We start from the raw sequence: 25485 nt of genomic DNA on the forward strand, positions 1-25485 counted from the left end.
ACAGCGGCAGCGGGCAGTGCAGCCCGTGGCTTTCCAGCAGCACGTTCAGCGCGTGCTCGTACTCGCTGATGCTGGTCATCCGGCTGCGCGGCTCCCACATTATCCCGGCGCGCAGCAGGCTCTGCCCGCTGGCACGGCCAGCCCCTGAAAGGTGACGGAAGAACGCCCGCGAATACGGCTGGCCGGACAAACGCCGCCCGTTCCGGCGCCTGTCTTCCACTTCGGCAATCGCATCCATCGCGGCGCGGCGGGCATCGCTGACGGAAACCAGCGCACGGCTGGCGGAAATGACGGTCAGTTCCTGGCTCATTGATTTCTCCTTAATGCCGCCCCTCCCGGGGCGGCCCGTGGGTTATGCGGCACGTGCGTCCGGGGTGGTTTCTTCGCTGGCATCGACGGCGGGCTTCATCCACGCCGGGAGCCAGCTGCTGGCCGCCAGTTCTTCAGCGGCCAGCACTGAGGCATCGCCCTTCTTCATTTTTTCGGCATCGCTGGCCTTGCCCGTCAGTCCCGCCCCGCTCATCGCCGCGCAAATCTGCGCCTTTCCGATGCGGCTGAAGTAGTTTTCTGCGGTCGGCTGCCACCAGTCGTAAAGGTTGAATGCCATCGCGACCTCCAGCCCGTCGAGGCTGCTGCGCTGCGTGCGGCCGTGTTCCCGATCCTGCATGCCGTCGACTGACAGGGCAGACATAAAGCCCAGCAGCGCGTTTCTCTCCTCCGGGGTCCAGGCCAGCAGCCAGCGCATGTCGTGACGCCAGTCGTCCGGCAGGCGGGCCTCCCAGCGGGCTTTTTCTTCCATCAGGAAGCGGTACGCCCTGCCGTTTTCACCGGATAAGGATTTCTCGCGCAGCACGTACTGGTTGTCGTTGAGCTGAACGCGGGACGGATCCGGACCGCCGCGCCCGGAGGTGAACACCCCCTTTGCCAGATGCCAGGTCAGCAGCGTGACCGACATATCGGACTGCGTGCAGAGCGCGGCCTGTACCGCCAGCGTGCGCTCGCAGGACATGGCTTTCACCAGCGTGGCGGGGAACTCATCGGCCTCAACGGTCGGCTGTGCGTGCGTGACGGCCGCAACCGCTGCGGCCTGGCGGGCTTCGATGGCGGCGGCTTCTTCTTCGGTGATGTGCGCCAGTCCGCGCTGGATATTGATCACGCCGTGGTCCAGCGATACCACCACGCCGCAGAGCTGGCGCGTTGCTTCAGGCCACGCTGCCGCTTCCCCGGCGTCATGGATGGCCGCGACTTCGGCATCGAGCGCGGTGCGTTCGTCGTCGCTGGCCGCGTCCATCAGCGTTTCAATCTCCTCCAGGCGGGACGCCTGCTCTGCGGTAAATACGCGCTCAGGGAACGGATAGTGACGATACGCCCTGGCATCATCGCCCCACGTCCTGATTTGACTCAGCCGCGCCTCGCTCCACTGCCAGCCTTCGCGCTGCGCAATCTCAGCCCCGATGACGGACAGTTTGTTCAGCGCGGCGCGTTGCAGCGTCAGGGAATCGACCCAGCCCTCGTTTTCGTCGCTGAACAGGTCGGTGCGCAGCTCGCCGCCCTCTGCGATATACGCATCCAGCCCGGTGAAGCGGAAAAGGTCGCTGCCTGACGTTTTCACCTCGCCCGAGGTCACCAGGCTGCGGATCATCTGCGGGGACGGGACGTCATACGCGCGGCTGACGGCGCCTTCCCAGATTTCTTCCTGGCGTTCATGGGTGTCGGCCAGCGCCAGCGCGTGGCAGTGGTCGAGCTGAATGCGGTCTTCGGACAGCAGGCACAGCAGCGAGGGTGCCAGCCCGGCGAGCTTCATGCAGCGCTCAACGTGGCGGGTGCTGTAGCCCATCAGGTCAGCAATCTGCGCGTTCGTTTTGCCTTCTTCCGACAGCTCGCGGAAGCCCTGAATCTGCTCAGCCGGGTGCATGTCCCGGCGTCTGCCGTTCTCGGTCAGCGACACGGCTCTCGCCATATCCTGCGGCACGATACGCACCGGGACCAGCTGGTCGGGATGCCAGCGCCCTTCGCCCTGCAGCAGCACCAGCGATTCCAGCCGCCCGCCCCCGGCGCAGATACCAATCCGGCCATCGGCCATTTCATGCCCCGCCAGATTCTGGATAAGCCCGACCCCGGCAATGCTTTCAGCCGTGTCGCGGATATCCTCAGCGGTATGCGGACGCCTGCGGGCCTGAAGCGGGGACTTCACCAGGCGGGAAAGGGGGAAGTACGCGAGGGTGGCCTTTTCCAGCACCGCCTCAACGGCAGTCGCTAACTTTTTCGCAGCGCGGGTTTTCTTTGCTGATGTTTCTGTGAGTATTCGCCGTCGCAGAAGGGGAAAAAGCCTCACCGGGGAGCGCTGACAAGGCCGCCGCAGGCGTGCATTTCAGCCTTGTCAGAAGGAGCGAGGCGGTGTGGCGCAGTTCCCTGCGACGGAAATACCACGGGAACACCGGCCACCGGTGGATGAGCATGGCACGGCTCCGGACGGCGCTAACGCGGTCCGGTCCTCAGCGGCCACGACCGTGGCCAGTGAGCGCGCTGGCGCCAGCCAGCTGCACGCCCTGGCAGTTCGCCATCAGACCCCAGCCGGGAGGCCCGAAACCCGCTTGCGGGATTCGGCGGAGCTTAGCGGCTTTGCCGGTTAGCGCAGTGGGGCTGACGAGCCGGCAACGCCGGGGAGCCGCAGGGGGCCATGCTTTAGCATCTGGTTTTCAGTGATGTTAAGCAGCACGGCAGCAACAGGAAATACAGCAGGAAATACAGCAGGAAAGCAAATCACAGCAGGAAGATAGACAGTGAGAGAAAGACCGGGCAGAGCAAGGACAGGCGAAGGGGGTATTTCAGTGCGTCAGCACTGTTCACCCCGGGCCGCAGGCCCGCCCGGCTTTCGGCTGCAGAGGCATACGACCACGGGGCCGGACGATCCCCCGGTTACAGATAGGGAATCCCGGGGGATACCCGGGAATGCTCCCTGAGCGCAGCTAATCAGCATCAATGCGGACAATCATTACTGAAACGTCCGTATACGTGAACGTGCCGCGCGGCAGCGTTTCATGGTGCACCGCGAGGTCGCACAGCGCTTTCTGCTGACGGGGTCCGTTGCTGCAGATCGCGACCAGATTACCGCCGGGTGCCAGCATCGTCCTGGCATGCAGGATGTGCTTCAGATCGACCGCGTGCCTGAACGGCGGGTTCATGATGATGCGATCAAAAGGTACATCAGGGGTAAAGTTCAGAAAATCCCCGCAGCTGACCGGCACGCCGGGAAAAGCTGACAGCAGGTGCTGAACCAGCACATAATTCACTTCAACGCACTCACAGCGGGCCGCTGGCTGCGCGGCCAGAACGGCCCGGAGGATAGCCCCGGTACCCGCGTTCGGCTCCAGAACCCGGTCACCGGGCCGGATATCAGCCAGCGCGACAAGTCTGTCACATACCGGGTCGGGTGTGACGAACAGCTGGCTGTCTGCGTGTACTTCACCCACCGGATGGCGGGAACTGAGCTTCTGCTGCATCTGCGCTATGCGCGCTTTAAGTCCGGTCTGCATTCGTTTGCCCTCTGTGTAAACCATTGCGGAAGGTTTCCCGGCAGAGCCGGGAAACACTGCCTGTCAGCGTGGGATTTCCACCGTTTTCAAATCGGTGATATATACCGGCGTCAGTGAGTAGCCCGACGACAGCACCCGGCGGATGCGGTAAGCACCGTGATCGTCACCTGCTGCAATGCCGCGCACCTGTTTAAAATCAGCATGTTTTTTACTCCATTCCTGTTTTGTCAGGGTAATGAAGCCCTCCCCCGGATAATTCACGATCGGCGGTCGTTTTGCGGCAACCTTTGCCGCTGCGGCGACCTCTGCTGTGGGTGCTGCATAATCCGTAATGCGGTCACGCCGGATAACCGTCGTTCCCCTGCGGCCCATGAATGAATATTCACTGGTCACTACGGAGCTGATTTCTCCCCCGCTGCGGTTGACGCGGATGATCGTCAGCCATTCGCCACGGCTCATAACTTTACCGCCCGGAACCATGTCAACGCCGGCCGCCAGAATGCTGCCGGTTTCGTCAAGCATGGCGCGCTCATACATCAGGCGATGGCGGTAGTGTCCTGCCCAGCGGTTTTGCCAGTCGATTGTTCGCTGATGGACGCGAACGCAGATTTCACGCGCCTGTGCGGCGTTAATGATTTCATCCGTCAGCGCTGACCATACGGACGTCTGGCCTTCATACTGGCTTTTCTCCGCCGGGCGCGGGAACTTTTCCAGCGTGAAGCGGGCACAAACATGGTCGCCGTTTGCAATTTTCAGCGCCATCTGCCGGTCAAGGGTTTCACATGACCAGAGCCGGATAAACAGCCGGGCGTTTTCAATATGTCTTTCCGACTTGCGCAAATCGGCCTCAATTTTTTTGATACGGCGATAACGCACGTCCGGGCGTTCTTTATACGTTGCCAGCCGCAGGGATGCCTCTGCGCGGCGCTCCCAGTATTCGGCGGTTTCAAACAGGTTTACGGCCCTGCGCATTCCGTTCTCGATACGCTGTGCGTGTTTGCGCGCGCGGCGTTCGCTGTGGTGGCCAACCAGGATCGGCTGACCTGAAGAAATGGCGGAGGCAAGGTTATCCACTGCGGTGAGCACCTGCTCAGATTCTGCTGCCCGCTTAACGCTGTAGCCTTCGAAACGTTCTGCACGCTCTTCCTGCCGTTCAAACAGCGTCTGATCCTCATCTTCGATCTCCCCGGCCAGCTCCAGCAGTAAATCCTCGCGGGACGGTGTCCACATGGGTGCCACAAACAGCCCCTGCTTAGGCGCATATTTAAATCCTGCATCTTTTACGCGTTTAAACGTCTCTTCACCGAGACGTGAATCCGCGTACAGGCGCAACTTGTTATCATCGGGGGAGTAAGTGGCCCGGTACTCCTGCCCTTCGGTCTGAAAACGTGGTGATTCTGTAGGCTTCGCTGTCGCGCCCTGGACGTTCTGCTGTGACATGCTGCTTCTCCTTCTGTGGGTTAAATGATGTTTCTGTGAGTATTCGCCGTCGCAGAAGGGGAAAAAGCCTCACCGGGGAGCGCTGACAGGGCCGCCGCAGGCGTGCATTTCAGCCTTGTCAGAAGGAGCGAGGCGGTGTGGCGTAGTTCCCTGCGACGGAAATACCACGGGAACATCGGCCACCGGTGGATGAGCATGGCACGGCCCCGGACGGCGCTAACGCGGTCCGGTCCTCAGCGGCCACGACCGTGGCCAGTGAGTGCGGCGGCAGCATGCCGGCTGCGGGCGTTGCGTCAGTCGATGGAAACCCGCCGGCCCGCAGGGCAAGGGCAGAGACGGCCTGCCGGCTCGGTGCGAAGCATGACAGCGCGGCCCGCAGGGAGACGCCCGGGGCAGAAAAGTCTGCCTGAAAGCGACCGGCGGACCAGACCACCACCCGCACCCACGCCACAACCTCAACCACAACAACAACCAAAACCAAACCCAAAACAGCAACCACAATCAGTGCCAGTGCCAGTGCCACATCCACATCCACATCCACATCCACATCCACATCCACATCCACATCCACTGACAGTGACAGTGACAGTGACAGTGACAGTGACAGTGACAGTTCAGGCAAATCATGGGCTGCTGAATGACGGGTAAAACGGATTTTTCAGAAAGGCGGAGGGAGCGTGGCGCCGCAGGCGCCGTTCCCCCCGCCCCGCCGCAGGCGGGCAGGTTTTTCGCGGGCTGACAGCGGTCAGTGTACGGGCCTCCCTGCCCGTTTTTTTCTCACATCACCAGCTTTCTGACGGCCTCCAGCGCATCCAGCTCAAGAGGGAATTGCCTTCTGGCGGCCCCTTCGCCTCCTTCAGCTTCTTCCCGGCGGATATACTCTCCGGCAAGCCTGGCAATCCTCTCCAGGGTGCCCGCCGTCACCCGCACTTCCCGCTCTGCGCGGGCTGATTCCCGCACGTTTTCCAGCATCGCCCGTAGCGTTTCCTCGCCCACGCCATACTCGTGCACGGAATCAAGCTCGCTGATGTCAGCGTTAATTTCGTCGGCTTCTTCCGGGGTGATGCCCTCCCCGTCAAGCACGTCTGATACATTCCCGCTGGTCCAGACAATCAGCGTAATTCTTTCACCCGGCGCAAACTGCTTAAGCAGCTGTATACAGAGTTCGTTCGGCGTTCCGTACATTTCATATCCTTACGGGCGGCGGCAGCCGCCGCCCGGCGTTGTCAGTTAAGCGCGCGGCAGATGGCGCTGTATTCAGGGTGTGCTGAGATAAACCCGGTCAGCTGGCGAAAGCGCCCGCAGTAGTGCTCACACAGCTCCGGTTCGTCATGGCGGTCATAGAACCAGCTGCGGTGGTTCAGCACCATTGCGGTGATGACGATGCCCGCCGCCTCTGCCGACAGGCTCAGACCGGCCCCGTTGTCCGGGTTACTGAAGTGCCATTCGTCGCCATCGGGCTGCATGAACCCCCCGCCGTTTTCCAGCGCAACAAAATGCCACTCGCAGCCGTCATAGCCCGTGAGAAAGCGGCTGGCGTACAGAAACACGTTGTGTTCGGCGCGCACCCAGTCGTGAGAAAAGAGCATCGGCAAAAAACGCATCGTTACATAGCGATCGGCCTGGACGGCGGCGGGGATCTGTGTGTTCATGGCATCTCCACGGTTAGCATGTGATACGGCGTGGGCTTGCGCCGTGACCACACCAGAGACGGGCGCAAAGCGGAAAGCGCAGGAGCGTCCCCGCAGGCCGCAGCGCAAGGCCGTTGCGGGCTGAATGCCCGTGACGGGCGCGAACGGGCGAGGAGAGACGGCGCAGCGGACTCTTGCGATTGCAGCGGCCCGGCTAAGGTTCGGGCACGGCGTAAGCCCACACGACACGGCGGCCTCATGGCGTACCGTTTTACCCCGTGGGCAGGCTCAGCCTGCGTCCTTTGCGGCCCCGGCATTGCCGGGAACTGCCGCGTGGCGTTGGGGTACGGGCGGGGGTTCGATGCCCGCGCCCGTACCTGCCGCTCCGCCGCCGGCTGGTCTCTCGCGGGTCCCGTACCCGTCCGGAAGCGACGGGCTTCGTCGCCTCCGGCGGTCAGGCCTTGCTCAGCGTCAGGCGGCCAGCAGCGTCAGCATGCGCGCCACGTCGTCCAGGCCCTCGCGTACCCCCGGCGGGCAGTCACTGCCTGCATCCCAGGCGCGCCCCTCCTCTGACAGCAGCGCGCGCTGCGCCCTCTCCGTGATTTTTTTCAGCAGCGCGGCGTCCACCGTCACCGTCTGTATGGTTTTTCTGTCAGACCGCAGCCATTCGCTCAGGGTATGGCGAGAAATCCCCTCCGCCGCGTGCCCGTAAAACGCCACCCCGCCGATGCGGCACAGAAGGCGATCAGCCTCGGCGTCGGTCAGCTCTTCGTCGATAACGTCCGTCACGGTTTCCCGTGACCAGACCAGCACGGCCAGCGGTTCGCTGTTGGTGAAGGCGCGTTTCAGCTTTTCGTTAATCTCTTTTCGTGTCCCGTACATCATTTTCTCCGGTTTTAATGGTGGCCGGGCTTTCCCGGCCGGATACGTCAGTCTTTAAAGCAGGCGTTCAGGACAAGCGCTTCGCGGTACGCCTCCATGTACAGGTCACTGATGCGGCAGATCGCATTGCGTGCAAGCAGCTCCGCGACCGTTTCGGCATCGTGGTGCCCTGGAGATTCCAGGGCTTCCAACCTGGAAAGCAGCTCGTATATGTCGTTTGCCAGCGCCGCCACGTCTTCGCGCAGCGGTTCCAGACCTGCGTAATTCGTCATGCGGCCTCCGGCAGCCAGTCACCGTTGGCGGCAGGCTGCAGCATGGCGCGCTGTACGGCCGCCAGGCGCTGCTGCCCCGCGCGGTGGTACTACTCCAGCAGCTCGATGCCGATATAGCGACGACCGGACTGGAGCGCCGCGACGCAGGTCGAACCGGAACCCGCGAACGGGTCGAGCACGATAGCGCCCGGGTGCGTGAACGACTCAATCAGGGGCTGCAGGCTGGTCACGGGCTTTTCGGTCGGGTGAAACCGGTTGCCCGTGTACTTCCAGTCCTGCACGTCCGGCAGCGGATTTTCCGGCAGGCGCGGGCGTCCTTTGGCCAGCACGTAGGCGCACTCGTGCGTATAGCCGACGTAGGCGGATTTTGACGCGTAGGTTTTGGCAAATACGAAGTGGCCGACGATGCGAAAACCCGCAGCGGTCCAGGCGCTGATAAAGCGATCGGCACGGTTCCAGCCGTAGAAGCTGACCATCAGCGAGTCGTTTTTCAGCACGCGGTACATCTCATGACAGGCGGGCTGGAGCCACTCGTCCGTCTTGTCGCCGGCTATCGTGCGCCCGGCGCGGTCCTTAAAGCCGACCAGGTACGGTGGATCGGTGAGAATGAAATCCACGGCCTTATCGGGAAAGCCGGACATAATCTGGATGCAGTTACCCTGAATGAAACGTGACATGCGCTGACTCCTTATCTGATGGGGGCACCCTCTTGTGCCGTGCCGATACGACAGCCGGGCGACAAGCGGAGCAGACAAGGGCACCACCGCAAGCCGCAGCGCAGATAAAAGCTGACGCTGGCTGGACGGTTTGACGGCGAAAATTGAGCCGGAGAACGACGGGAAGACAGCGGAGAATGCATTCTTAAAGCACTGCGACCGGGTGAGGATGGTGGCGAAGCCTCCCTTTTCTGCGCAGCGGCCCGGCTACAGTAGCGGCACGGCACCCCACACCCGCCGGCTGGCGACCGCAGGGCGTCGGGCGGCTCAGAAGCGGAGCGCAGCGACATACTTTTAAGCAGTCAAAACCCGTCAGGGGCAGGCTGTCACGCCAGCAACGCGGCAAAGGGCCACTGCAGAACCGGGCATGGAAACTCTGCTGCTGCAGGAAGACCGGTACCGGCCCCGCAAATTAAAAACGAACGGCTTTCAGGAAGATACGCCTGCCGGAACGCTTTCTGCTTTTGGCCATCTTGAAATACACACTGCTCACGGCGATACTGTATATATAGACAGTATTTCAGGAGGGTTTGTCATGCGCACCACACTCAGAGCAATCACCGGACCCGCAGCATTCAGCCCGGGGGCCGGAAAATGAAGTCAGCCACCTTTGCTCAGGGCCTGGAGCTGATTTTGCCGGCCCCCAATACTCCCCGCGTTTCCGTTCCCCTCTTTTCCGAGCCGTGCGCTGCCGGGTTCCCCTCCCCGGCAGCGGATTACGTCGAGAAGGAGCTGGACCTTAACGAGCTCTGCATCCGCCGGCGCGCCTCAACTTTTTTCGTGCGCGCCAGCGGCAGCAGCATGGAGGGACTGGGTCTTTATGACGGCGACGTCATGGTCGTTGACCGGGCCGAGGAAGCTTCACACGGGGATATCGTGATTGCCGAAGTGGAGGGAGAGTTCACGGTCAAGCGCCTGCAGCTGCAGCCGCGCCTCGCCCTGCTGCCGATGAATTCTGAGTACGCGGCAATTTACCCGGAGGAGCTGCAGCTGCTCGGCGTGGTGACGTGGTTCTTCAACAGCACGCGGGCGCGCAGGAGGTAACCATGCCCATGTTCGGACTGGCGGACGTGAACTCATTTTACGCCAGCTGTGAGGCGCTGTTCCGCCCGGACCTGCGCGATAAGCCCGTCGTGGTGCTTTCAAATAACGACGGCTGCGTGATCGCACGGAGCGCAGGCGCCAAAAAACTTGGTATAAAAATGGGCGCACCGTGGTTCCAGATAAAGACGCAGGATTACGCGGAGCGCGTGCATGTCTTTAGCTCGAATTATGCCTTATAGTAAGTTAAGTGGAATGCAACATTGAGTGAGTAAACTTTGTGCAGCGATATTGCTGTCAGAGGAGAACACGATGCTGATTCCACCGGATGAACATGCTCTGTTACTTGCAGAGCGCTGGCTGAAGCTGTTATCAAATCTGGGCCGGGCGCAGGCCACGCTTGCGGCCTACCGCAGTGCCCTCCGCCATTTTTTTGCGTTCTGCAGCCAGCACAGGATTGCACCTGAAAAGGCCCGGTTTGAAGACCTGGCCGCGTACATCAGCCCTCAGCTGCCCGGCATGCCTTTTCCCTCGGCCAGCGCCACGCTCCAGCTTCGCCTGTCGGCAATCCGCCTCTGGTATGACTTTCTCATGTATCTGGACCTCTGCACGGTCAATCCGCTGCCCCGGTCCGGTACGCCTGACATGCTCAGTTCCGGCCGTGGACTGGTTCCCCGCGTCGTAAAACTGCCGCGTATTCCTGACGATGCGCAGTGGCAGGCTTTTCTCTTTCATGCCGCCGCTTCCCCGCTGCGTGATCGCCTGATGCTGGCATTAACCTACTACGGTGCGCTGCGGCGGTCTGAAGTCACTTCGCTGAGCATCGAAGACTTCGATTTCGCGCACCGTCTTATCCGCATCCGGGCAGAAACTACCAAGAGCCGGCGTGAGCGTATTGTCTGTTACAGCCCGGCAGTCGTGCCCGCGCTGGCGACCCACCTCATGCAGATGAAGCGGACCGGAATGGTCAGAGGGGCCCTGTTCCGTTCCGCGTCCGATCGTAATCAGGGCGCGCCGCTTTCATTCTGGACCTGGAGCAAAACGGTCCGGAAATGGGCGCTGGAGTCCGCGATGCCGGACATCTCAACTCATACCTTCCGGCACCTGCGGCTGACGCATCTGGCCCGCGCGGGCTGGAAGCTGCACGAGCTTGCCACCTATGCGGGACACCGCGACCTGAGCACAACACAGATTTATATCCACCTGTCGGCCCGTGACCTTGCCGCCAGGATGGCCGGAGCGATTGAAACGGCAGATATCAGGATGGCGAACCTTATTTTCAGCCCGGAGAAATAACATGAGCCCGCACAAACCGACTGAAAGCAGCTGGCGTCCCTTCGACATTACTGAATACCGGCTTGAGGCGTCGCTGACGCCTGCTGAGTGCGCGGCGCTCGAAAGCGCTTACAGCCGCTCCGGTATGCTGCGGATGAAGCCTGCGCCAGACCTCATCAGGCCGCTGATGGATATTGCAGGCGGAAGTGGCTGCGGCAGCAAAATCGCCGGGCTGGTGATAGCCGGACTGCTGCGCGAGATGCATTCCTCAGGCATGCCGTGCTGGCGATGGACACAGGAACGCTGGCGGACGCTCTGCCGGGAAGTCAGGGAGGGCCGCCCCTTAATGGCCGCCTTTGCCTGGTATCTGGCGGATTTGCATGACCCTCTCAGCCTCCCCGATATACGCAAACCTGCCCTCTACGCTTCTGCCATCTTCGGCCAGGCTTTTTATCGCCAGGAGCTGCACCGCCTGACGGATACGCTGCTGTCGCTGGGTTATGCCCCGGCCAGCCAGAAAAATCACATATCCGGCATACTGGCCACGCTGATGATTATGAACCGGGATCCCCGGCTGGAGACGTTTACGCCGGAGCTGCTGTGGCAGGTCCAGTCCGGCATGGAGGCTGGGACTTCCCGTTATGTCGGGCGGGTTTCGCACGCACTCGCTGCGCTGGGTATCATCAGCGCCCCGATGAGGATGCGAAACTACACGAAGTGGTACGAGAAACCGGTGGAAGGGATCGATCCGGCCTGGGTACACTGGTGCCGGCGCTGGCGGGAAACATCGGTGCTCAGGCCGCGCACCCGTGAAAACCAGTACAGCTTTATTCTGCGCTGCGGCCTCTGGCTGACAAAGGAACATCCGCAGGTGCGGGAACCGGCAGACTGGACCATAGAAACCTGCGCCAGCTTTATCGCTGCGGTAGGCCGGATGAACGTGGATGAGCTTCAGCTGGGCACGGAAAGGGGCACGCGGAAATCGGTGCGCTCTGGCGAGCCCATGATGCCGCATTCCAGGGCGCATTTTATCTATTCACTGCGCCGGTTTATGATTGATTACGAAAACTGGGGCTGGGGGCGCCTGCGCTTCAGCCCTGCCCGCCATCTTTCCACGCCGGATACGCCCCTTTTCCGTCGCGGCGTCAATCCCCGGGTAATCGACGATCCGGTCTGGCTGAAGCTCATCTGGGCCAGCCTGAATCTGCGTCAGGAAGATCTCCTCACTGAAATACATTACCCGCTTGCCATGCTGCAGGCGATGGCTGTCATCTGGACCCATGCGGGGGTGAGGAAGAGTGAGCTGCTCCGCCTGACCACCGGGTGCATCGCGGCGCAGGCGGACGATATCGTGAAGGACGACGGCAGTATCATCCCGGCCGGTACCCTGTGCTACCTGCATATCCCTGCAGGGAAAACCTCAAAAGCCTTTGTGAAACCGGTGGCGGCCGTGGTGAAAAAATACGTCGACATCTGGCTGGATGAACGCCCGTCAGAACAGGCGATGCTCGCCGACGAACGAACCGGTGAGAAAGTCAGGCTTCTGTTCCAGTTCCGTGGTAAGCCTGCCGGCGGCACCATCCTCAACCGCACGGTGATACCGATGCTGTGCGCACGCGCAGGGGTACCTTTAGAAGACAGCGGCGGAACGATAACCAGCCACAGGGGGCGGGCCTCAGCAGTGACCGCGCTGGCCAGCGTGCCGCAGGGCATGTCGTTGTATGAACTGATGCAGTGGACGGGGCACTCAACGCCTCAGTCCACCATGCATTATCTGCGTATTCGCCCGACTCAGCTGGCCGCATCGTTCGTCAAAGCAGACCGTGTCGCTCACATGATAAGCGTGCTGATTGACCATGATCCGGAAGCCGCCAGCCTGACCGGATCTGCGACATACTATGATTTGGGCGATTCATACTGCACGAATCCCTTCTGGAGCAGTTGTCAGCACCGGATGGCCTGCATTGGCTGCGACTTTAATCTGCTAAAACAGAGTGCACGTGGACTGATACTGGAAAGCAAAGCCTCTGTTCGACGTTACCTTGAGGAGGTTCCGCTCACACCCGATGAGAGAGCCATCGTGGAACAGGACGCAGATAAAATTGAACAGGCACTTAAAAGATTGCCCCTTAAACCAGAACGGTAAAACGGGCCGCATTGTGCCCAGGCTGTGTGAAAACTGTTTTGGTCGCTTAAACTGCCGAAAACAGGGCTGAAAACTGCGCTCATACGTAAAATTTGACACAGCTAACCAGTCGAGCAATTCCAGATTTTGCGTAGATGCGCGCACTTCAGTTTTGAGTCAGGGTTTTCACACAGCCTGTGCCAGCAGCGGACAGTGAAAGTATCGGTTTGCTAGTCAGTGATCGCAGGAAAAATTGTCATGCCTGTCCAAAGAGAGTGAAAGACTATCAGGTTGTCTCTAAGATGGCTGTCTGAAGCGTTCGCGTTAATAAGAGTACAGGCGGGATAATCACAGAAATGGACGACCCCGCTTCGAAAAGTTTTGGGCGACGTGCATTTCACCCCTTTCTGCCCGAACCGGCGGTGCTACGACCAGCCCTCCGCGAAGAACCGCAGGGAGGGGGGCACGGAAGTTGAGATGAGCATGAACGCGCCCGACACGGCGGAACGGCGTGGCGTCCTCAGCGGCCGCCGCGCGGCCAGTGAGTGCGCCGGCGACAGCCGGCTACAGGGTTACGTCATGCGATGGAAACCCGTCGGCCCGGAACGGGCCAGGGCAGAGACGCGGCGCGGCTCTGTGCGCAGCATGACAGAGTGGTGTCCCGCAGGGACAGACGCCCGGGGCGTTACGCCTTTTTTCAGGCTGTTAAAAACGAGGAAGAGTGAAAGCAGACGTCAGAAGAAGATGGGGAACATAAGACAGAGAGAGAATACAAAGCACCTTCATTCTGAAACTGGCAGTGAGGTCATAATGGAGGTTATAAAGATGAACCGCCGCGCCGGAGGCGCAGCAGTTCGGGAGAGATTTTATGCGGTGGATCAGGCGGCCAGGGACTCCCTGATTTCAATCGTGCCTATGTGCATCCCGGCATGAGCCAGCATCGTAATCAGCTTATCAACGCTGAACAGGTGGATTTTTCCCTTCGACAGCTCGGAAATGCGCGGCTGGCTGACGCCCAGCAACTCGGCAGCTTCAGTGGTACTCAGTCCACGCTTTGTAATCAGGCCGTTCAGCGCGATGGCCAGCTGAGAACGGACCTTCATGTTTTCGGCTTCTTCCTTCGTCGGGCTGAGAGCATCCCAGACGTTTTCAAATGTCTGAATTTTCATAGCTTACGCTCCTGAACAAGTTCTTTAAATCGTTTACGGGCCAGCTGGACGTCAGGCTGGCTGGTTGCCTGCGTTTTCTTCTGGAAACAGTGCAGCACGTACACCGCTTCTTCAAATTTAGCCACATACATGGCACGGTATATCCCGTCCGTTCCCTTCGCTCGAATTTCACGGACTCCTGGCCCTACGGTCGCGAAAGGCTTCCAGTCATCAGGATCAAGCCCCTGCTGTACCCTGTCGAGCTGGTGACCGATTTCACTCTGCATTTCGCCCGGGAACAGCTTCAAATCATCCAGGCTGCTGTCAATAAAACTGAGTGGCTTGCGCATCCTTTCTCTTTATTAAAGTTACGTAAAAACGTATAAATCAATTATACCTGTTTCACCGCAATACGCCAGGGTTAGCCTGCTCTTTTTCAGACAGCCTGTTGAGACAAAATCCGGACTCCAGTGCGTGCAGCCTGCCCGGCGTCCTGCCGTTATTTTCTGCCAGATCACCCATCACTGACCACAGAGGGTTGCCCATCCCTTGCAGGCAGCGAAGCGAGCGCAGTGAAGGGAACCGCTTTTACCATCGCCAGAAAGCGGCTTCAGGCAGTTCCCTTTCCCATCTGTTGTACCACGCGCTGACGGTCACCGGCGTGCAAAAGTTCAGCTCAGACTCCGCCTGCCCTGCCCGTCCCTGCAGCAGCATGAACTCCCGCGCCGCCTGGCTGGCTTCACGCCGGGCCGCTGCGTGCATGGACAGTGCCCGCATCTTCTCACGACGATCATCCAGGGCGAAGCAGTATTCGGGAAACAGCTGCTGGCGCACGCTGCCCGACAGCGGCAGCGGGCAGTGCAGCCCGTGGCTTTCCAGCAGCACGTTCAGCGCGTGATCGTACTCACTGATGCTGGTCATCCGGCTGCGCGGCTCCCACATTATCCCGGCACGTAGCAGGCTCTGCCCGCCCCTGAAAGGTGGCGGAAGAACGCCCGCGAATACGGCTGGCCGGACAAACGCCGCCCGTTCCGGCGCCTGTCTTCCACCTCGTCAATCGCGTCCATAGCGGCGCGACGGGCATCGCTGACGGGAACCAGCGCACGGCTGGCGGAAATTACGGTCAGTTCCTGGCTCATTTTTTTCTCCTTAATGCCGCCCCTCGCGGGGCGGCCTGTGGTCAGGCGGCGCGTGCGCCGGGAGTGGTTTCCTCACTGGCGCCAGCGGCGGGTTTCATCCACGCCGGGAGCCAGCTGCCGGCCGCCAGTTCTTCAGCGGCCAGCACGGCAGCATCACCCTTCTTCATTTTTTCGGCATCGCTGTCGTTTCAGTCTTTGAGAGATAAACCAGAGTCTTGTATCCCTCAGTTTTTAATAACAATCCGGGTGAAAAAGATGAGCATTTAAGTTTACGAAGGCATCGGCAGGTAGATGAAATTTGATCAGACTGCATATGAAAATATGATTCGCTCGGCGCCACCTGCTTTTGATGTCAGGCGGCCCCGGGTACATCGGATTCAGTCATAGGGTCAGCTGCAATGGAGGATGACTAACCGTCTGACCATAGCGGTATACGCAACCTCACCGGCATCAGAAGCTTTGCCAGTTTTCTTCCATCGACTCAGCTTTGTTCTTGACGGCTTGCCTGCCTGGTAAGGATGATTTAAACGCTGTTGAAGTAGGTAATGCCATTTCCGGGCTGGAACCGACGACAAAGGCTGCTACCAGTTGGTTCAAAACTGTTGCCTGCTCCATCAGTGAGTTTGAGGCTGCTGATGCTTGCTCAACAAGTGCCGCATTCTGTTGTGTCACGTCGTCCATCTGATTCACTGCCTGGTGTACCTGTCCGATGCCCAGCATCTGCTCATGGGCGGCGGCCGCAATTTCATTGACAAGGTCTGTAACCTGCCCTATAGCTTCCTTCAGGACTCCCATGTTATTTCCGACATCTTCTGCCTGCTGTGCGCCTGTTTCCACAAAATGCATTGATGACTCTATGAGAACTTTTATTTCGCGTGCTGAAGACGATGAACGCTGCGCAAGATTGCGAACCTCTCCGGCCACAACAGCAAATCCGCGGCCCTGCTCACCGGCCCGAGCCGCTTCTACGGCTGCATTAAGTGCCAGAATATTGGTCTGAAAGGCAATGCCTTCAATGACAGAAATGATATCGGTGATTTTTGCTGAACTGCCTTTGATATCGGACATGGTCCGGAGCATCGTGGTTACCTTCTGCGCACTCTCTTCTGAAAGACTGCGGGCGTTCTGCGAGAGCTGGCTCGCGGTGCCGGTATTCTCTGCGGTCTGACGTACCGTTTCGCTTAGCTCCGACATACTGGCCGCCGTCTGCTCAAGGGAGGCCGCCTGCTCCTCGGTTCGGGCTGACAGGTCCTCATTGCCTGCAGATATCTGCGCAGAGGCCGTGCTCACAGACTGGGATGAGGTATTCACGGAGATCAGGGAAGCAGCAACATTATCCGCCAGCTCGTTATATGCCCTTGCCGTCAGGCCGATTTCATCCTTACGCGAATCGTCAACCCGGAGCGTCAGGTCAAGGCGTGAACTTGCCTGCTGTATGGTGGAGCGCATGGCATTAAGATTTCTCCGGATGCCGGTTATCGTTCTGACGGTGAAAAAGGCCAGCACAAAAATAACGACCGCTGAGCCACCGATCATCCCCCACAAAGAATTCTGATAGATTCGGGTATTCTGAACGCTGAGCGATTCACCAATATCTACATTCAGCTTAAGCTGTTTCTGATAGCCAGCAATCAGAGCGCGGGCAGCTGAACCACTGCCATTGCTTCCCTGGATTTCCGTAAGCGATACGGCGTCATTCTGCAAGCGTGAGGCCTGAAGAAAAGCCGGGAGCCTGCTGCGGAAGTCTTTGATGGTGGCAAATGCTGCCTCATTCATTACTCTGTCTTCTTCACTGGAAATATCATTTTCGAGGTAATAATGATTGAGTGACTCCAGCTGACTTAACTTGTCAGTAAGCCGCTTCTCAACTTCGTCCTGCCTGGCCGGGTCGGTTGCGCTCTGATGGCGGTACATCCAGATAATCAGCTGGTTACTGCCGTCCACCAGTTTTCCGAGGTCGATAATAGAGGGGGTTGCATTACTTTGTATGTACTGGAAGCGTGACTGAAAACCCGTAAGCACCAGTACTGCCACGATTACCAAAGTGATAAGCGCGGCGGCCAGTAAAGAAAATACTGTGAATAGCCGCTGTGTAATCGTCATGTTATTTTCCACCTAATTTGTTAAATAAATCAAAGCACCGCTAGTGCGAAAATGCGGCATTGCAAATGCTTATCGGCATCAGGCGAAAAATAGTTAGCAATTTCTGCTATCACTGTATGAGAAAACCATGATTTAATTTTACTGATATGATAAGTTTGGTTATTTACTCTGGTTGCGGCCGCTTTTTTAAGAGCATTCTTGTATGTTGGCAATATCCGTTTCTGGCACAAAGCTGAACCTGATGCCACGACAGCAGCTTCAAGCAATTATAGCGGACCTATAAAAGTAACATTTGATAGATTGGTTGCAGGGAAATAAATGATTAGCATCTGCTCTTTCGGACAAAGAAAATGACTGTTAACGATTCCCCCTTCAGATTCTCTCTCCCAGCACTGTTACTTACCCTGACTCCCGGCCACGATACGGCGCTTGTTCTGTGTACCGCGTGTGCTAAGGGCGGCAAAAAGGCTTTGTTCCGTGCCGGGTGGCGCATGAAATTGTTAAAGGAAAGCAGCAGGAAGGTTGTCACGCTACAGAGGGCGTCACATAAAAATCATGCCTGCTTGTCTTCTTTACCGTAGTAAAGCTTACCGAGCTGAATAAGAGAACGGCCCTGGGATTTCCGGTGTAGGTTGCTGTCACGCAGCGAATAAACGCAGCCACAGTATTCCTGTTGGTAGAACTGCTCGCGCTTGCTGATCTCAATCATGCGCGACGAACCGCCCTGCTTGCGCCAGTTATAGTCCCAGTAAACTATTCCCTGATAGTGCGCGGCAGCCCGCTGTCCGCAGTCGTTGATTTGCTGCATATTCTTCCAGCGCGAAATGCCCAGTGAGCTACTGATCACGCTGAAGCCATTTTCAGCGGCGTATAGCGCCGTCCGTTCAAAGCGCATGTCAAAACACATGGTACAGCGAATGCCGCGCTCGGGCTCCCATTCCATGCCTTTAGCACGCTCAAACCAGTTATCCGTGTCGTAGTCCGCGTCGATAAACGGAACACCGTGTTGTTCGGCAAAGCGAATATTCTCATCTTTACGAAGCAGATATTCTTTCTTCGGGTGAATGTTCGGGTTGTAGAAGAAGATGGTGTAGTCGATTCCCGAGGCCTGGATCGCCTCCATAACCTCGCCGGAACAGGGAGCACAACACGAGTGTAGTAGCAGTTTTCCTGCCCCGTTCGGGAGTTCCAGTTTAGGGCGTTTGAAATCAGCGCTGGTCATTAATTTATTCGTTGGGATAATGATAATTGAGAAGAGTGTAGCATCAAAGGTGAACTATCGTGAATAGCGATAAGCCTCGTAAAAATTCCGCAATCTCAGCTCCCGGCACTCACCTGAAACTCACTCGTACAGGTCCTCCCTATTCCTTCCAACCATAATGTTTTTTGTTATAACCAAATGGCGTGACGACTGCAATTCAACGTCCGAAACCGACCGGTTACCGGCACCACCTGTGGTACCTGTCCAAAACTTAGTAAAGTCAGTTTTAGACATCCGCTACAGTTCTGACATCCAATTCGTAGGAAAAAGTAAGCCATGTCATGAGTTTTTGCATATTACCGCGTCTCTCCCCTTGAACAGACAACTGAAAATCAGCGCAGGGAAATTGAAGCGGCCGGTTTTGCCATTCAACCCCGGCGCATGACTGAGGAACAAATCAGCGGTTAGGTGGTGGCCAGCGAACGGCCCGGTTTCGCCCTTTACTTGATCGCATGGAAAATGGCGATGTGCTGATTGTGACCAGGCTTGATCGCCTGGGATGTGGCAGAATGGACGTGCGAAAGGCAGTGGAACAGCCGGCACGGTCCGGTATCCGGCTCTGAGCCATGAACAGAGGCAGGCCGCGCGTGAAAAGCTACAGGCGGGTGTTAGTATCAGCACCGTTGCGCGCCAGTTTGGTACCTCACGACAGACCAACATGCGCCTGCGTGACGATACAGTCGGCACGGAGTGGCCAGAAAGGCAAGGGGCCAGACAACACCGTTACGGTGCACTTGGGCAATCGCGCTTCACTTCGCCCAAATGTCAGCGTTGACCGGCCTGTGACAACATTTGTGGGGCATTTTGAGAGCCGGGGCCGATGAAGAAAAAAGCACAGCCACACCTCACGACGCCATATTACGGCAGTTTCTGACTAAGCCGGATATTGGCAGTAATTTTATGGGACTCCACCTGCCCGCAGAACTGCGCGTCATCTGCAATCTCAGCACGCTTAAGCTCGAATCCGGCTCGTTCGTTGAGGACAATCTCCGCCAGTACTTCAGCGACGCCCTTTACAGCCCGATAAGGGCGGGTGATGGCTACGTTCACGTGCTCATCGAGCATCAGTCATCGCCCGACAGGCACATGCCTTTTCGTCTGGTCCGCTATGCGGTGGCCACCATGCAGCGCCACCTGGAAGCAGGACATAAAAAACTGCCGCTGGTGATACCGGTGCTGTTCTATACGGGTAAACGCAGCCGTTCCACTACTCCACCCGGTGGCTGGGTGAGTCTGACGCCCCGGAGATGGCAGGCAGACTTTACAGCAGTGCCTTGCCGCTGGTTGACGTACCGTGATCCCGGATGACGAAGTCGCAGACCACCGCAGTATGGCCGCTTTGGCCCTGCTGCAGAAGCATATTCCTCACCGGGACCTGACAGAACTGGTTGAACGACTGGCGCTCATTTTACTGGCCGGATATCTGTCTTCATCGCAGGTGATATCGCTGGTACACTATATCTATCGTACAGGCTGGCGAAGCTTCAGACACCGAAGCCTTTGTACCCGAGCTGGCACTGCGCACGCAGACGCACTTATGACCATCGCACAACAGCTTGAACAGAGGGGTATCGAGAAGGGCAGAGATGAGGGCAGGCAGGAAGGTCGCAATACCGTTATGAAAATCACCGGTCTCACTGAAGACGACCTGGCGCAGATCTGCCGCTAGTCATCCTTTCCTGACACTCCCTTCCCGGCCATCAGCGTAAACTGGTATGGGAGGGAGACATTCTGTGCTGACTCTGCATGCCAGCCGCACCGGTTAAACAGCTTCATCACCCCCACTACGTTCCCCGTCATAAGTGCTATTAGCGGATTTATCTGCCGTCCATTGTCGTCAAAAGCGACATCGAGGCTGGTGCGTGACAGGTAAATACCGTTCACGCCGGCATTGAGCTCCGCAGCATTTCTGCCTGACCACTCCCTGTCGCCCAGCAGGCGGTAATTCCATTGCATATCTTTGGCCGTTTCCAGGGCATACGTCAGCCGGAACAGGTCGTTTTGCTCTGACAGTTCGCCAGTGCAGGAGCGCCATAGGTAATCCAGCTTGCTGGCCAGCTTCGCTCCGACGCCCAGCTGGCGCCCCTGCTTCAGCAGCCATTCGATATCGGGTGTCACATCGCGCGAAAACCGCCGCTGCTTCAGCGCGGCCGCCAGCCAGCGGATGATAAAGAGGTTTTCCTGTGCCGACGAAAGAACGCCGCCATCCTGTCTGGCAAGTGCCAGCGCTACCAGGGCGCACCATGCCAGATGGCCCGATTTTTCTGTCAGCGTCACGCTGGCTCACTCCCTGTATAAAATATGGGGTTCTACTCTGGAACCGCCACAATTTCCGTTGCGTCATTTAAGCACAAATGACAGCGCGTTCAAGGGACGGTCTCACCTGAATTTTGTTAGGCTAATCATTAAAGATCGGCATACAGGGAACAGTGTATTTTAGTATCTCTCATACATTTCCTTTAACTCCAAAAACTTTAATTTTAGCTCCCATATTATAAACAACACGCGTGTTATCGCCTCCCAAGTGACATAAAAAGAGAATAGCCCGAAAGATCCAAATGAAGATGTGGGTACTGACCTGATCGAGGCAAAGTGAAGCATTAGCTCTATCAGTATGTTAATGATCCCAGCGGCTGTTGTAGTGGCACATCGATACTGGCCACCTGACCAGAGGTGATATGCTCACCTTACCAATTCCATTGCTGCTAACCTCACGAGGAATAGTAGGAGATAAAATCCATGATAAGGCGATGTCAAAACATTAAAATCATCCCAGGTGCGGCCTGTTGCCGCTTTATATATGGAGTAGGGAATGCTGGAATTTTTTGATGTGAGCTATGAAGACCTGAATACAAACCGGGCCGCGGAGCTGTACAGTCTGCGTAAACAAATCTTCAGCGATCGTCTGGGCTGGGAAGTGCTCTGCAGTCAGGGGATGGAATCAGACGAGTTTGACGGGCCAGGAATGCGCTATATCCTGGGGGTTTGTAAAGGACAACTGATATGCAGCGTGCGGTTTGTGGCACTCAGCCAGCCTAATATGATAACGCACACATTCCATGGCTGCTTCAGCGCGGTTACTCTGCCCGCTGAGGGCACGGAGTCAAGCCGCTTCTTCGTGGATAAGCCGCGCGCGCGCGCGCTTTTGGGTAAAGACTATCCTGTAAGTCAGCTTCTGTTTCTCGCCATGATTAACTGGGCGCGGAAGAATGCCTACCCCTGCATCCATACGATAGTCAGCCGGGCGATGTGCAGGATCCTGAATCGCTCAGGCTGGCAGGTTTCGATATTAAAAGAAGCTTATCTGACCGGAACTGAGCGAATTTACCTGCTTTCCCTGCCCGCGGGCGAACAGGATCAGAACCGGTTTGCTGAGCCACTCAGCAACCGCATGAGCATCCAGGCATCTGATCTGACTACCTGGCCGCTGAGGCTGCCGGCCTGATAAGGTCTAGCTCCACGCCCAGACGAATTGCCTGACGGGCGTTACTGACCCCCAGTTTGACAACCACGTTCCTGATATGGAACTTAACCGTACTAACGGATATACCGGCAATGTCTGCCGTTTCTGCATAGGTTTTACCCATGCTGGCCCAGTAGAGCACTTCGTTCTCCCTCAGGGTAAAGATAGCGCCACCATTCCGGCATCCCGCTTCGTTTTGTTTTCCTGCCCGCGCCCCCGCAAGCCGGTACATCTGCTCATTAAAATCGATAAGCAGCATCTGGAAGGAAGCTTGTTCTGCTGAAATTCGCTTTTCCAGCGCCGGATGGCCACTTTCGCTAATAATGAGCGAGAGCAAAGCAAGATTATTCATATGGTCGTGTAGCACAAATGTGAAGCCGTTAACGATGTTGTACTGACGGGAAAGCGTAAATATTTTTGTAAACCGGAGGTCTGACATCAGTGTGATGTTTTCGTCCCAGGAAAAAGGTGAGGTTCTTTTGAAGGCCGAGAGGATAACCGGATCGGTAAGCTGGAAATTATTGGCGCGGTAAAGCCGGACCCATTCCTCAGGGTAACTGGAAAAAATAAGAACTTCTGAAGGTTTTTTCTTGCTGACTACTGTGTATGCGTAGTCCGGCGAGCCGTAGGGAAGAAGTTTTCTTGCAATGTAAGCCTGCAAAGTGTCGGTTACGGTGTTATTTCCAGAAAAAAAAGCAAACATTAACGCTCCAAACGAATTCTCAGGCTGGCAGAAGGTTAAACCTCTACTAAAGTACAGCCGCCCCAAACCTTAAGCATAACTTACAAATAACCTGCTATCAGTTAAACTCACTGTAAGTTGTTGAAGCAAAAAAAACCTGGCCTGAAGGCCAGGCAGCTAATACAGCCAACACCAGGGAAATCCGGTCAGACGGTACGCAAACAATAAAGTCACCGCTGGCCGGAAACACATTTTAAAGCTCTTCGCTACCGCCACGCAATAAATTAATTATCTTCCAGACCCGCGCATACCGGGGCATCCTCTGTTTTCGCTTCATGCGGTACAATCTAAACAGACTTGAGGTCAGAGTGGTGACGCCACATCAGGATCATACAGTGCAGGCTGCGAAAATATAAAAATCATGAATATGCGCCCCCCTTATTGGGTCAGCAAAAAGCGCAGCATCGGGTCATCACTGTTCACCGGCTCACGGCACCAGCCTGAACGCTTCAGCAGCGCGTCCAGTCCGGCAAGATTACCGATGATGCGAACGGGAAGCGGGTGACATTTTTTTCTTTCTCATCAAACCCGTTATCCAAGGCTGCTCGGTTAATGAAGATTCCCGACACGGCGGGATTCAGGCGTATCCTGTCACGCCCGCTCCACTCCTTCTCCCACAGAACCATATACACCCAGTCCGTCAGCCCGAGCGCGTCAGGGCGTGCTGCAGGCGGTAAAGGTCGTTTTGCGCCTTCTGGCTGCCGCTGCCGGCGCGCCACAGGCAGTTCAGTTTGCCGGGCAGATCGGCACGGATACCACCGGGTAACGTGAGCCCGGAAAGCCGGATACGTGATGCGAAGGCTCGGGCGTCTGTAAAACCACGATGGAGCACGAAGCTAATCTGGCAGATGCGCTCTTGCAATGGCTAACTCGCAGAATCACTAAAAATTAATAGGATTGTTAAGTACGGTAATGATACCAACTTACCGATTCAGAATATGATGGTCTTTTTAAGGTGCTACTGTGGCTGCTGTCCCTCCTCTTCCGCTACTGAAGGCGTGGTGCGTAGCGGAAAAAGTACTGCCGGACACCAGCGCTAATCTCTGCTCTCACTGCCGTAAACATGGCAATTCAGTTTCAGCTGCCCCCTCTCAGCCCGGTACACATCAGAAAATCATTGATATGACCACGAATTGCGTCGGATGCCGTGGCCCCGCCCGCACTATGGGCGTTGACCTCAACACCATTTTCCGCCATTTAGAACTCAGTCCGCAGTCAGTAACCTCACGTATACAGCCAGGCAGTGATGTTACTGTCTGCGCTGAGATGGAAGAGCAGTAGGGGCTACGTCGGGGCTAAATCACTTCAGCGGTGGTTGTTCTACGCGTATCACAGGATACACAGGACGGTCGTGGCTTACGTCCTTGGTGAGCGGACTATTACCATGCTGAAGGGGCTTCTGAGCCTGTTGTCGGCCTTTGATATGTTGATATGGATGACGGACGGGTGATCGCTGTCTGAATCGCGCCCGAAGGGGAAGCTGGACGTTATCAGAGAGCGTTATAGGCAACGCATTGAGCGGCATAACCTGAATCTGAAACAGCACCTGGCAAAGCCGGGCAAAAGTGGTTGTCGTTCTCAAAATCGGTCGAACTACATGATAAATTCACTGGACATTATCTGACAATAAATCACTACCAATAAATTGGAGTCATTACCCAGTCTCTGCTGGCTTCTCTTCCGACTTGGTTGTTGACCTGATCATGTCGAAATTAGCGAGGGAAACAGTCAATATTGAGGTCTCCCTGGCGGCGCTTCGACCAGGTAAGCAGTACAGAGATTTTCCCCGCATCGCAAGGACCGGTAACGGCGATGTTTTGATATCCGGCTTATGACATGCAAAATTTAGCGCCTTAACATATTGCGGCGCATCCTTTTCATCCAGTATCGAAGGCGTTGGTGAATCATAATGATATGTAACTTCATTTGCTTCATCTTTTTCAGCTTTCACAATACTAAGAAGCTCCGCCAGCCGTGGCGCCTTCATCATATGAATCACCAGAGAAGTTCAATTTTTTATCAGTATATCTACTGAATGCCCTCGGCATGCGGATTAGTCCTTAAAAAAATGAAGATAAAAATTCCGCGCACAGATTCGGCATGCTCCTCAATGCCCCCCTCAAACAAGAGGCCTTTATTACCTGTTACCCAGCGGAGGTGACAAACAACTTGCCGTTCACACTACGTCTGAAAAACATGGAGATTTCACCCTGAAATTTCAGCATAAAATGGATAATAGCATCTATAATTCAACAAGTTGAATTAAAATTACAAATGGAGAACTAACTACAACGGTGCCTTTCCGGAACGCTTTCAATCGCCGGTCCAGGACCCGGCGTCAGCCGGCTAGCCCCGCCGATGCTGGTGCTGTCAAAAATCAGCTGTGGTGGACACTAGGGCTGGGGTATTCCCGCCTGCCATGAGTTTACGAAGCAGTGCACGGGAATATACGGTCCGTCCAGCCCCGGATATTCATCATTCCACTCGGGGACCGGAGGTAGAGCAGAAAAAAATGCGCGTCTCCGGAAACAGCGCAGCCCCCAAACCATCAATAGCTCCTTAATGATCATGAGGCGAGATCTCGCCGTCAGATGGTCAGATCAGATGAAGATGTGCTCCGCTGCGGGTAACCTACATGCGCCTCGCTGGCTGGAAGTCATCGGGAAGCGCGTATTCACTGTCATACCACCATATCCCTGTCAGACAGACTG

25 protein-coding genes and 6 pseudogenes are annotated in these 25485 nt (G+C 56.9%); 10 read left to right on the top strand and 21 right to left on the bottom strand.

Annotated elements, in window-relative coordinates:
• From QLG07_RS05035 to QLG07_RS05080, 10 genes and pseudogenes are all read right to left on the bottom strand, one after another.
• Window positions 1-310, bottom strand: a 310-nt coding sequence (locus tag QLG07_RS05035; RefSeq protein WP_282468635.1) for a plasmid SOS inhibition protein A, incomplete at its 3' end; no start/stop codon positions are given.
• 42 nt (window positions 311-352) lie between these two features.
• Window positions 353-2239: a ParB/RepB/Spo0J family partition protein gene (locus QLG07_RS05040; protein ID WP_282468636.1), complete on the bottom strand. Its 1887-nt coding sequence runs from the start codon at window positions 2237-2239 to the stop codon at window positions 353-355.
• A gap of 730 nt (window positions 2240-2969) precedes the next feature.
• The gene (locus QLG07_RS05045; protein ID WP_282468637.1) at window positions 2970-3536 is read right to left on the bottom strand and encodes a methyltransferase; all 567 of its coding nucleotides are present in this window, start codon (window positions 3534-3536) and stop codon (window positions 2970-2972) included.
• A gap of 63 nt (window positions 3537-3599) precedes the next feature.
• Window positions 3600-4976: a DUF3560 domain-containing protein gene (locus QLG07_RS05050; RefSeq protein ID WP_282468638.1), complete on the bottom strand. Its 1377-nt coding sequence runs from the start codon at window positions 4974-4976 to the stop codon at window positions 3600-3602.
• A gap of 118 nt (window positions 4977-5094) precedes the next feature.
• Entirely contained in the window at window positions 5095-5535 is a 441-nt protein-coding gene (locus QLG07_RS05055; RefSeq protein ID WP_282468639.1) for a hypothetical protein, read from the bottom strand.
• Between the two features lie 218 nt (window positions 5536-5753).
• Window positions 5754-6161 carry a DUF1380 family protein gene (locus tag QLG07_RS05060; protein WP_282468640.1) on the bottom strand — a complete coding sequence of 136 codons (408 nt, stop codon included), beginning with the start codon at window positions 6159-6161 and terminating at the stop codon, window positions 5754-5756.
• 41 nt (window positions 6162-6202) lie between these two features.
• A complete protein-coding gene (locus tag QLG07_RS05065) occupies window positions 6203-6628 on the bottom strand; it encodes an antirestriction protein (RefSeq protein ID WP_282468641.1) in 426 nt (141 codons plus the stop codon).
• 450 nt (window positions 6629-7078) lie between these two features.
• The gene (locus QLG07_RS05070) at window positions 7079-7489 is read right to left on the bottom strand and encodes a DUF1380 family protein (RefSeq protein ID WP_282468642.1); all 411 of its coding nucleotides are present in this window, start codon (window positions 7487-7489) and stop codon (window positions 7079-7081) included.
• A 47-nt stretch (window positions 7490-7536) separates the two neighbouring features.
• Window positions 7537-7761, bottom strand: a complete 225-nt coding sequence (locus tag QLG07_RS05075) for a hypothetical protein (RefSeq protein WP_282468643.1) — start codon at window positions 7759-7761, stop codon at window positions 7537-7539.
• Window positions 7758-8438 (bottom strand): annotated as a pseudogene (locus tag QLG07_RS05080) (DNA methylase). Before QLG07_RS05080 ends, QLG07_RS05075 begins: the two are co-directional and overlap by 4 nt.
• 406 nt (window positions 8439-8844) lie before the next feature.
• On the opposite strand from QLG07_RS05080, the gene QLG07_RS05085 reads away from it, so the two are divergent.
• The 5 genes and pseudogenes from QLG07_RS05085 (at window position 8845) to QLG07_RS05105 (ending at window position 12939) form a co-directional block, all read left to right on the top strand.
• Entirely contained in the window at window positions 8845-9075 is a 231-nt protein-coding gene (locus QLG07_RS05085) for a hypothetical protein (protein WP_282468644.1), read from the top strand.
• On the top strand, window positions 9072-9521 hold the full coding sequence (gene umuD, locus QLG07_RS05090) for a translesion error-prone DNA polymerase V autoproteolytic subunit (protein WP_282468645.1): 450 nt from the start codon (window positions 9072-9074) through the stop codon (window positions 9519-9521). Before QLG07_RS05085 ends, umuD begins: the two co-directional genes overlap by 4 nt.
• 8 nt (window positions 9522-9529) lie before the next feature.
• Window positions 9530-9757 (top strand): annotated as a pseudogene (locus tag QLG07_RS05095) (DNA polymerase V subunit UmuC); the annotation flags it as partial.
• 73 nt (window positions 9758-9830) lie between these two features.
• On the top strand, window positions 9831-10814 hold the full coding sequence (locus tag QLG07_RS05100) for a tyrosine-type recombinase/integrase (RefSeq protein WP_282468646.1): 984 nt from the start codon (window positions 9831-9833) through the stop codon (window positions 10812-10814).
• Between the two features lies 1 nt (window position 10815).
• Window positions 10816-12939 (top strand): tyrosine-type recombinase/integrase, encoded by a 2124-nt coding sequence (locus tag QLG07_RS05105; protein ID WP_282468647.1) that lies wholly within the window; start codon window positions 10816-10818, stop codon window positions 12937-12939.
• Window positions 12940-13796: 857 nt separating this feature from the next.
• Here QLG07_RS05105 and QLG07_RS05110 read toward each other — a convergent pair.
• From QLG07_RS05110 to QLG07_RS05135, 6 genes are all read right to left on the bottom strand, one after another.
• Window positions 13797-14087, bottom strand: a complete 291-nt coding sequence (locus QLG07_RS05110; RefSeq protein ID WP_191931320.1) for an XRE family transcriptional regulator — start codon at window positions 14085-14087, stop codon at window positions 13797-13799.
• A complete protein-coding gene (locus tag QLG07_RS05115) occupies window positions 14084-14416 on the bottom strand; it encodes a type II toxin-antitoxin system RelE/ParE family toxin (RefSeq protein WP_191931319.1) in 333 nt (110 codons plus the stop codon). Before QLG07_RS05115 ends, QLG07_RS05110 begins: the two co-directional genes overlap by 4 nt.
• 238 nt (window positions 14417-14654) lie before the next feature.
• Window positions 14655-14987, bottom strand: a complete 333-nt coding sequence (locus QLG07_RS05120) for a plasmid SOS inhibition protein A (RefSeq protein ID WP_282468648.1) — start codon at window positions 14985-14987, stop codon at window positions 14655-14657.
• 20 nt (window positions 14988-15007) lie between these two features.
• Window positions 15008-15205, bottom strand: a complete 198-nt coding sequence (locus QLG07_RS05125) for a plasmid SOS inhibition protein A (RefSeq protein ID WP_282468649.1) — start codon at window positions 15203-15205, stop codon at window positions 15008-15010.
• 41 nt (window positions 15206-15246) lie between these two features.
• Complete coding sequence (locus tag QLG07_RS05130) at window positions 15247-15372, bottom strand: chromosome partitioning protein ParB (RefSeq protein WP_282468650.1); 126 nt, start codon at window positions 15370-15372, stop codon at window positions 15247-15249.
• 283 nt (window positions 15373-15655) lie between these two features.
• A complete protein-coding gene (locus QLG07_RS05135; RefSeq protein ID WP_282468651.1) occupies window positions 15656-17308 on the bottom strand; it encodes a methyl-accepting chemotaxis protein in 1653 nt (550 codons plus the stop codon).
• 350 nt (window positions 17309-17658) lie between these two features.
• Here QLG07_RS05135 and QLG07_RS05140 point away from each other — a divergent pair.
• Window positions 17659-17781 (top strand): annotated as a pseudogene (locus QLG07_RS05140) (LysE family translocator); the annotation flags it as partial.
• 80 nt (window positions 17782-17861) lie between these two features.
• On the opposite strand, the gene QLG07_RS05145 reads toward QLG07_RS05140, so the two are convergent.
• On the bottom strand, window positions 17862-18530 hold the full coding sequence (locus QLG07_RS05145) for an epoxyqueuosine reductase QueH (RefSeq protein WP_282468652.1): 669 nt from the start codon (window positions 18528-18530) through the stop codon (window positions 17862-17864).
• A 315-nt stretch (window positions 18531-18845) separates the two neighbouring features.
• Between QLG07_RS05145 and QLG07_RS05150 the strand changes: the two are divergent.
• Window positions 18846-19344, top strand: a pseudogene (locus QLG07_RS05150) (recombinase family protein).
• A 29-nt stretch (window positions 19345-19373) separates the two neighbouring features.
• A pseudogene (locus QLG07_RS05155) lies at window positions 19374-20238 on the top strand (Rpn family recombination-promoting nuclease/putative transposase).
• Here the strand turns inward: QLG07_RS05155 and QLG07_RS05160 are convergent.
• A complete protein-coding gene (locus tag QLG07_RS05160) occupies window positions 20235-20846 on the bottom strand; it encodes a DUF2913 family protein (protein ID WP_282468653.1) in 612 nt (203 codons plus the stop codon). The pseudogene QLG07_RS05155 and the gene QLG07_RS05160 overlap by 4 nt on opposite strands.
• 535 nt (window positions 20847-21381) lie before the next feature.
• Here QLG07_RS05160 and QLG07_RS05165 point away from each other — a divergent pair.
• On the top strand, window positions 21382-22014 hold the full coding sequence (locus tag QLG07_RS05165) for an acyl-homoserine-lactone synthase (RefSeq protein WP_282468654.1): 633 nt from the start codon (window positions 21382-21384) through the stop codon (window positions 22012-22014).
• Here the strand turns inward: QLG07_RS05165 and QLG07_RS05170 are convergent.
• Complete coding sequence (locus QLG07_RS05170) at window positions 21986-22735, bottom strand: LuxR family transcriptional regulator (protein ID WP_282468655.1); 750 nt, start codon at window positions 22733-22735, stop codon at window positions 21986-21988. The genes QLG07_RS05165 and QLG07_RS05170 overlap by 29 nt on opposite strands.
• A gap of 679 nt (window positions 22736-23414) precedes the next feature.
• Window positions 23415-23606, bottom strand: a complete 192-nt coding sequence (locus tag QLG07_RS05175) for a hypothetical protein (RefSeq protein WP_282468656.1) — start codon at window positions 23604-23606, stop codon at window positions 23415-23417.
• A 109-nt stretch (window positions 23607-23715) separates the two neighbouring features.
• Here QLG07_RS05175 and QLG07_RS05180 point away from each other — a divergent pair.
• Window positions 23716-24418: pseudogene (locus QLG07_RS05180) on the top strand (IS1 family transposase).
• A gap of 10 nt (window positions 24419-24428) precedes the next feature.
• Here the strand turns inward: QLG07_RS05180 and QLG07_RS05185 are convergent.
• Window positions 24429-24764, bottom strand: coding sequence for a hypothetical protein (locus QLG07_RS05185; RefSeq protein WP_282468657.1), 336 nt, complete (start codon window positions 24762-24764; stop codon window positions 24429-24431).
• Between the last annotated feature and the right edge of the window lie 721 nt (window positions 24765-25485).

Source organism: Erwinia sp. V90_4, from assembly GCF_029967685.1.
Taxonomy (GTDB): Bacteria; Pseudomonadota; Gammaproteobacteria; order Enterobacterales; family Enterobacteriaceae; genus Erwinia; species Erwinia aphidicola.

What these genes read in the sequence shown, in the direction of transcription:
- QLG07_RS05045 (WP_282468637.1), bottom strand. Translation starts at nt 3,536, where the DNA reads ATGCAGACCGGACTTAAAGCGCGCATAGCGCAGATGCAGCAGAAGCTC.
- QLG07_RS05050 (WP_282468638.1), bottom strand. Translation starts at nt 4,976, where the DNA reads ATGTCACAGCAGAACGTCCAGGGCGCGACAGCGAAGCCTACAGAATCA.
- QLG07_RS05060 (WP_282468640.1), bottom strand. Translation starts at nt 6,161, where the DNA reads ATGTACGGAACGCCGAACGAACTCTGTATACAGCTGCTTAAGCAGTTT.
- QLG07_RS05065 (WP_282468641.1), bottom strand. Translation starts at nt 6,628, where the DNA reads ATGAACACACAGATCCCCGCCGCCGTCCAGGCCGATCGCTATGTAACG.
- QLG07_RS05070 (WP_282468642.1), bottom strand. Translation starts at nt 7,489, where the DNA reads ATGTACGGGACACGAAAAGAGATTAACGAAAAGCTGAAACGCGCCTTC.
- QLG07_RS05075 (WP_282468643.1), bottom strand. Translation starts at nt 7,761, where the DNA reads ATGACGAATTACGCAGGTCTGGAACCGCTGCGCGAAGACGTGGCGGCG.
- QLG07_RS05085 (WP_282468644.1), top strand. Translation starts at nt 8,845, where the DNA reads ATGGAAACTCTGCTGCTGCAGGAAGACCGGTACCGGCCCCGCAAATTA.
- umuD (WP_282468645.1), top strand. Translation starts at nt 9,072, where the DNA reads ATGAAGTCAGCCACCTTTGCTCAGGGCCTGGAGCTGATTTTGCCGGCC.
- QLG07_RS05100 (WP_282468646.1), top strand. Translation starts at nt 9,831, where the DNA reads ATGCTGATTCCACCGGATGAACATGCTCTGTTACTTGCAGAGCGCTGG.
- QLG07_RS05105 (WP_282468647.1), top strand. Translation starts at nt 10,816, where the DNA reads ATGAGCCCGCACAAACCGACTGAAAGCAGCTGGCGTCCCTTCGACATT.
- QLG07_RS05110 (WP_191931320.1), bottom strand. Translation starts at nt 14,087, where the DNA reads ATGAAAATTCAGACATTTGAAAACGTCTGGGATGCTCTCAGCCCGACG.
- QLG07_RS05115 (WP_191931319.1), bottom strand. Translation starts at nt 14,416, where the DNA reads ATGCGCAAGCCACTCAGTTTTATTGACAGCAGCCTGGATGATTTGAAG.
- QLG07_RS05120 (WP_282468648.1), bottom strand. Translation starts at nt 14,987, where the DNA reads ATGACCAGCATCAGTGAGTACGATCACGCGCTGAACGTGCTGCTGGAA.
- QLG07_RS05125 (WP_282468649.1), bottom strand. Translation starts at nt 15,205, where the DNA reads ATGAGCCAGGAACTGACCGTAATTTCCGCCAGCCGTGCGCTGGTTCCC.
- QLG07_RS05130 (WP_282468650.1), bottom strand. Translation starts at nt 15,372, where the DNA reads ATGAAGAAGGGTGATGCTGCCGTGCTGGCCGCTGAAGAACTGGCGGCC.
- QLG07_RS05135 (WP_282468651.1), bottom strand. Translation starts at nt 17,308, where the DNA reads ATGACGATTACACAGCGGCTATTCACAGTATTTTCTTTACTGGCCGCC.
- QLG07_RS05145 (WP_282468652.1), bottom strand. Translation starts at nt 18,530, where the DNA reads ATGACCAGCGCTGATTTCAAACGCCCTAAACTGGAACTCCCGAACGGG.
- QLG07_RS05165 (WP_282468654.1), top strand. Translation starts at nt 21,382, where the DNA reads ATGCTGGAATTTTTTGATGTGAGCTATGAAGACCTGAATACAAACCGG.
- QLG07_RS05170 (WP_282468655.1), bottom strand. Translation starts at nt 22,735, where the DNA reads ATGTTTGCTTTTTTTTCTGGAAATAACACCGTAACCGACACTTTGCAG.
- QLG07_RS05185 (WP_282468657.1), bottom strand. Translation starts at nt 24,764, where the DNA reads ATGATGAAGGCGCCACGGCTGGCGGAGCTTCTTAGTATTGTGAAAGCT.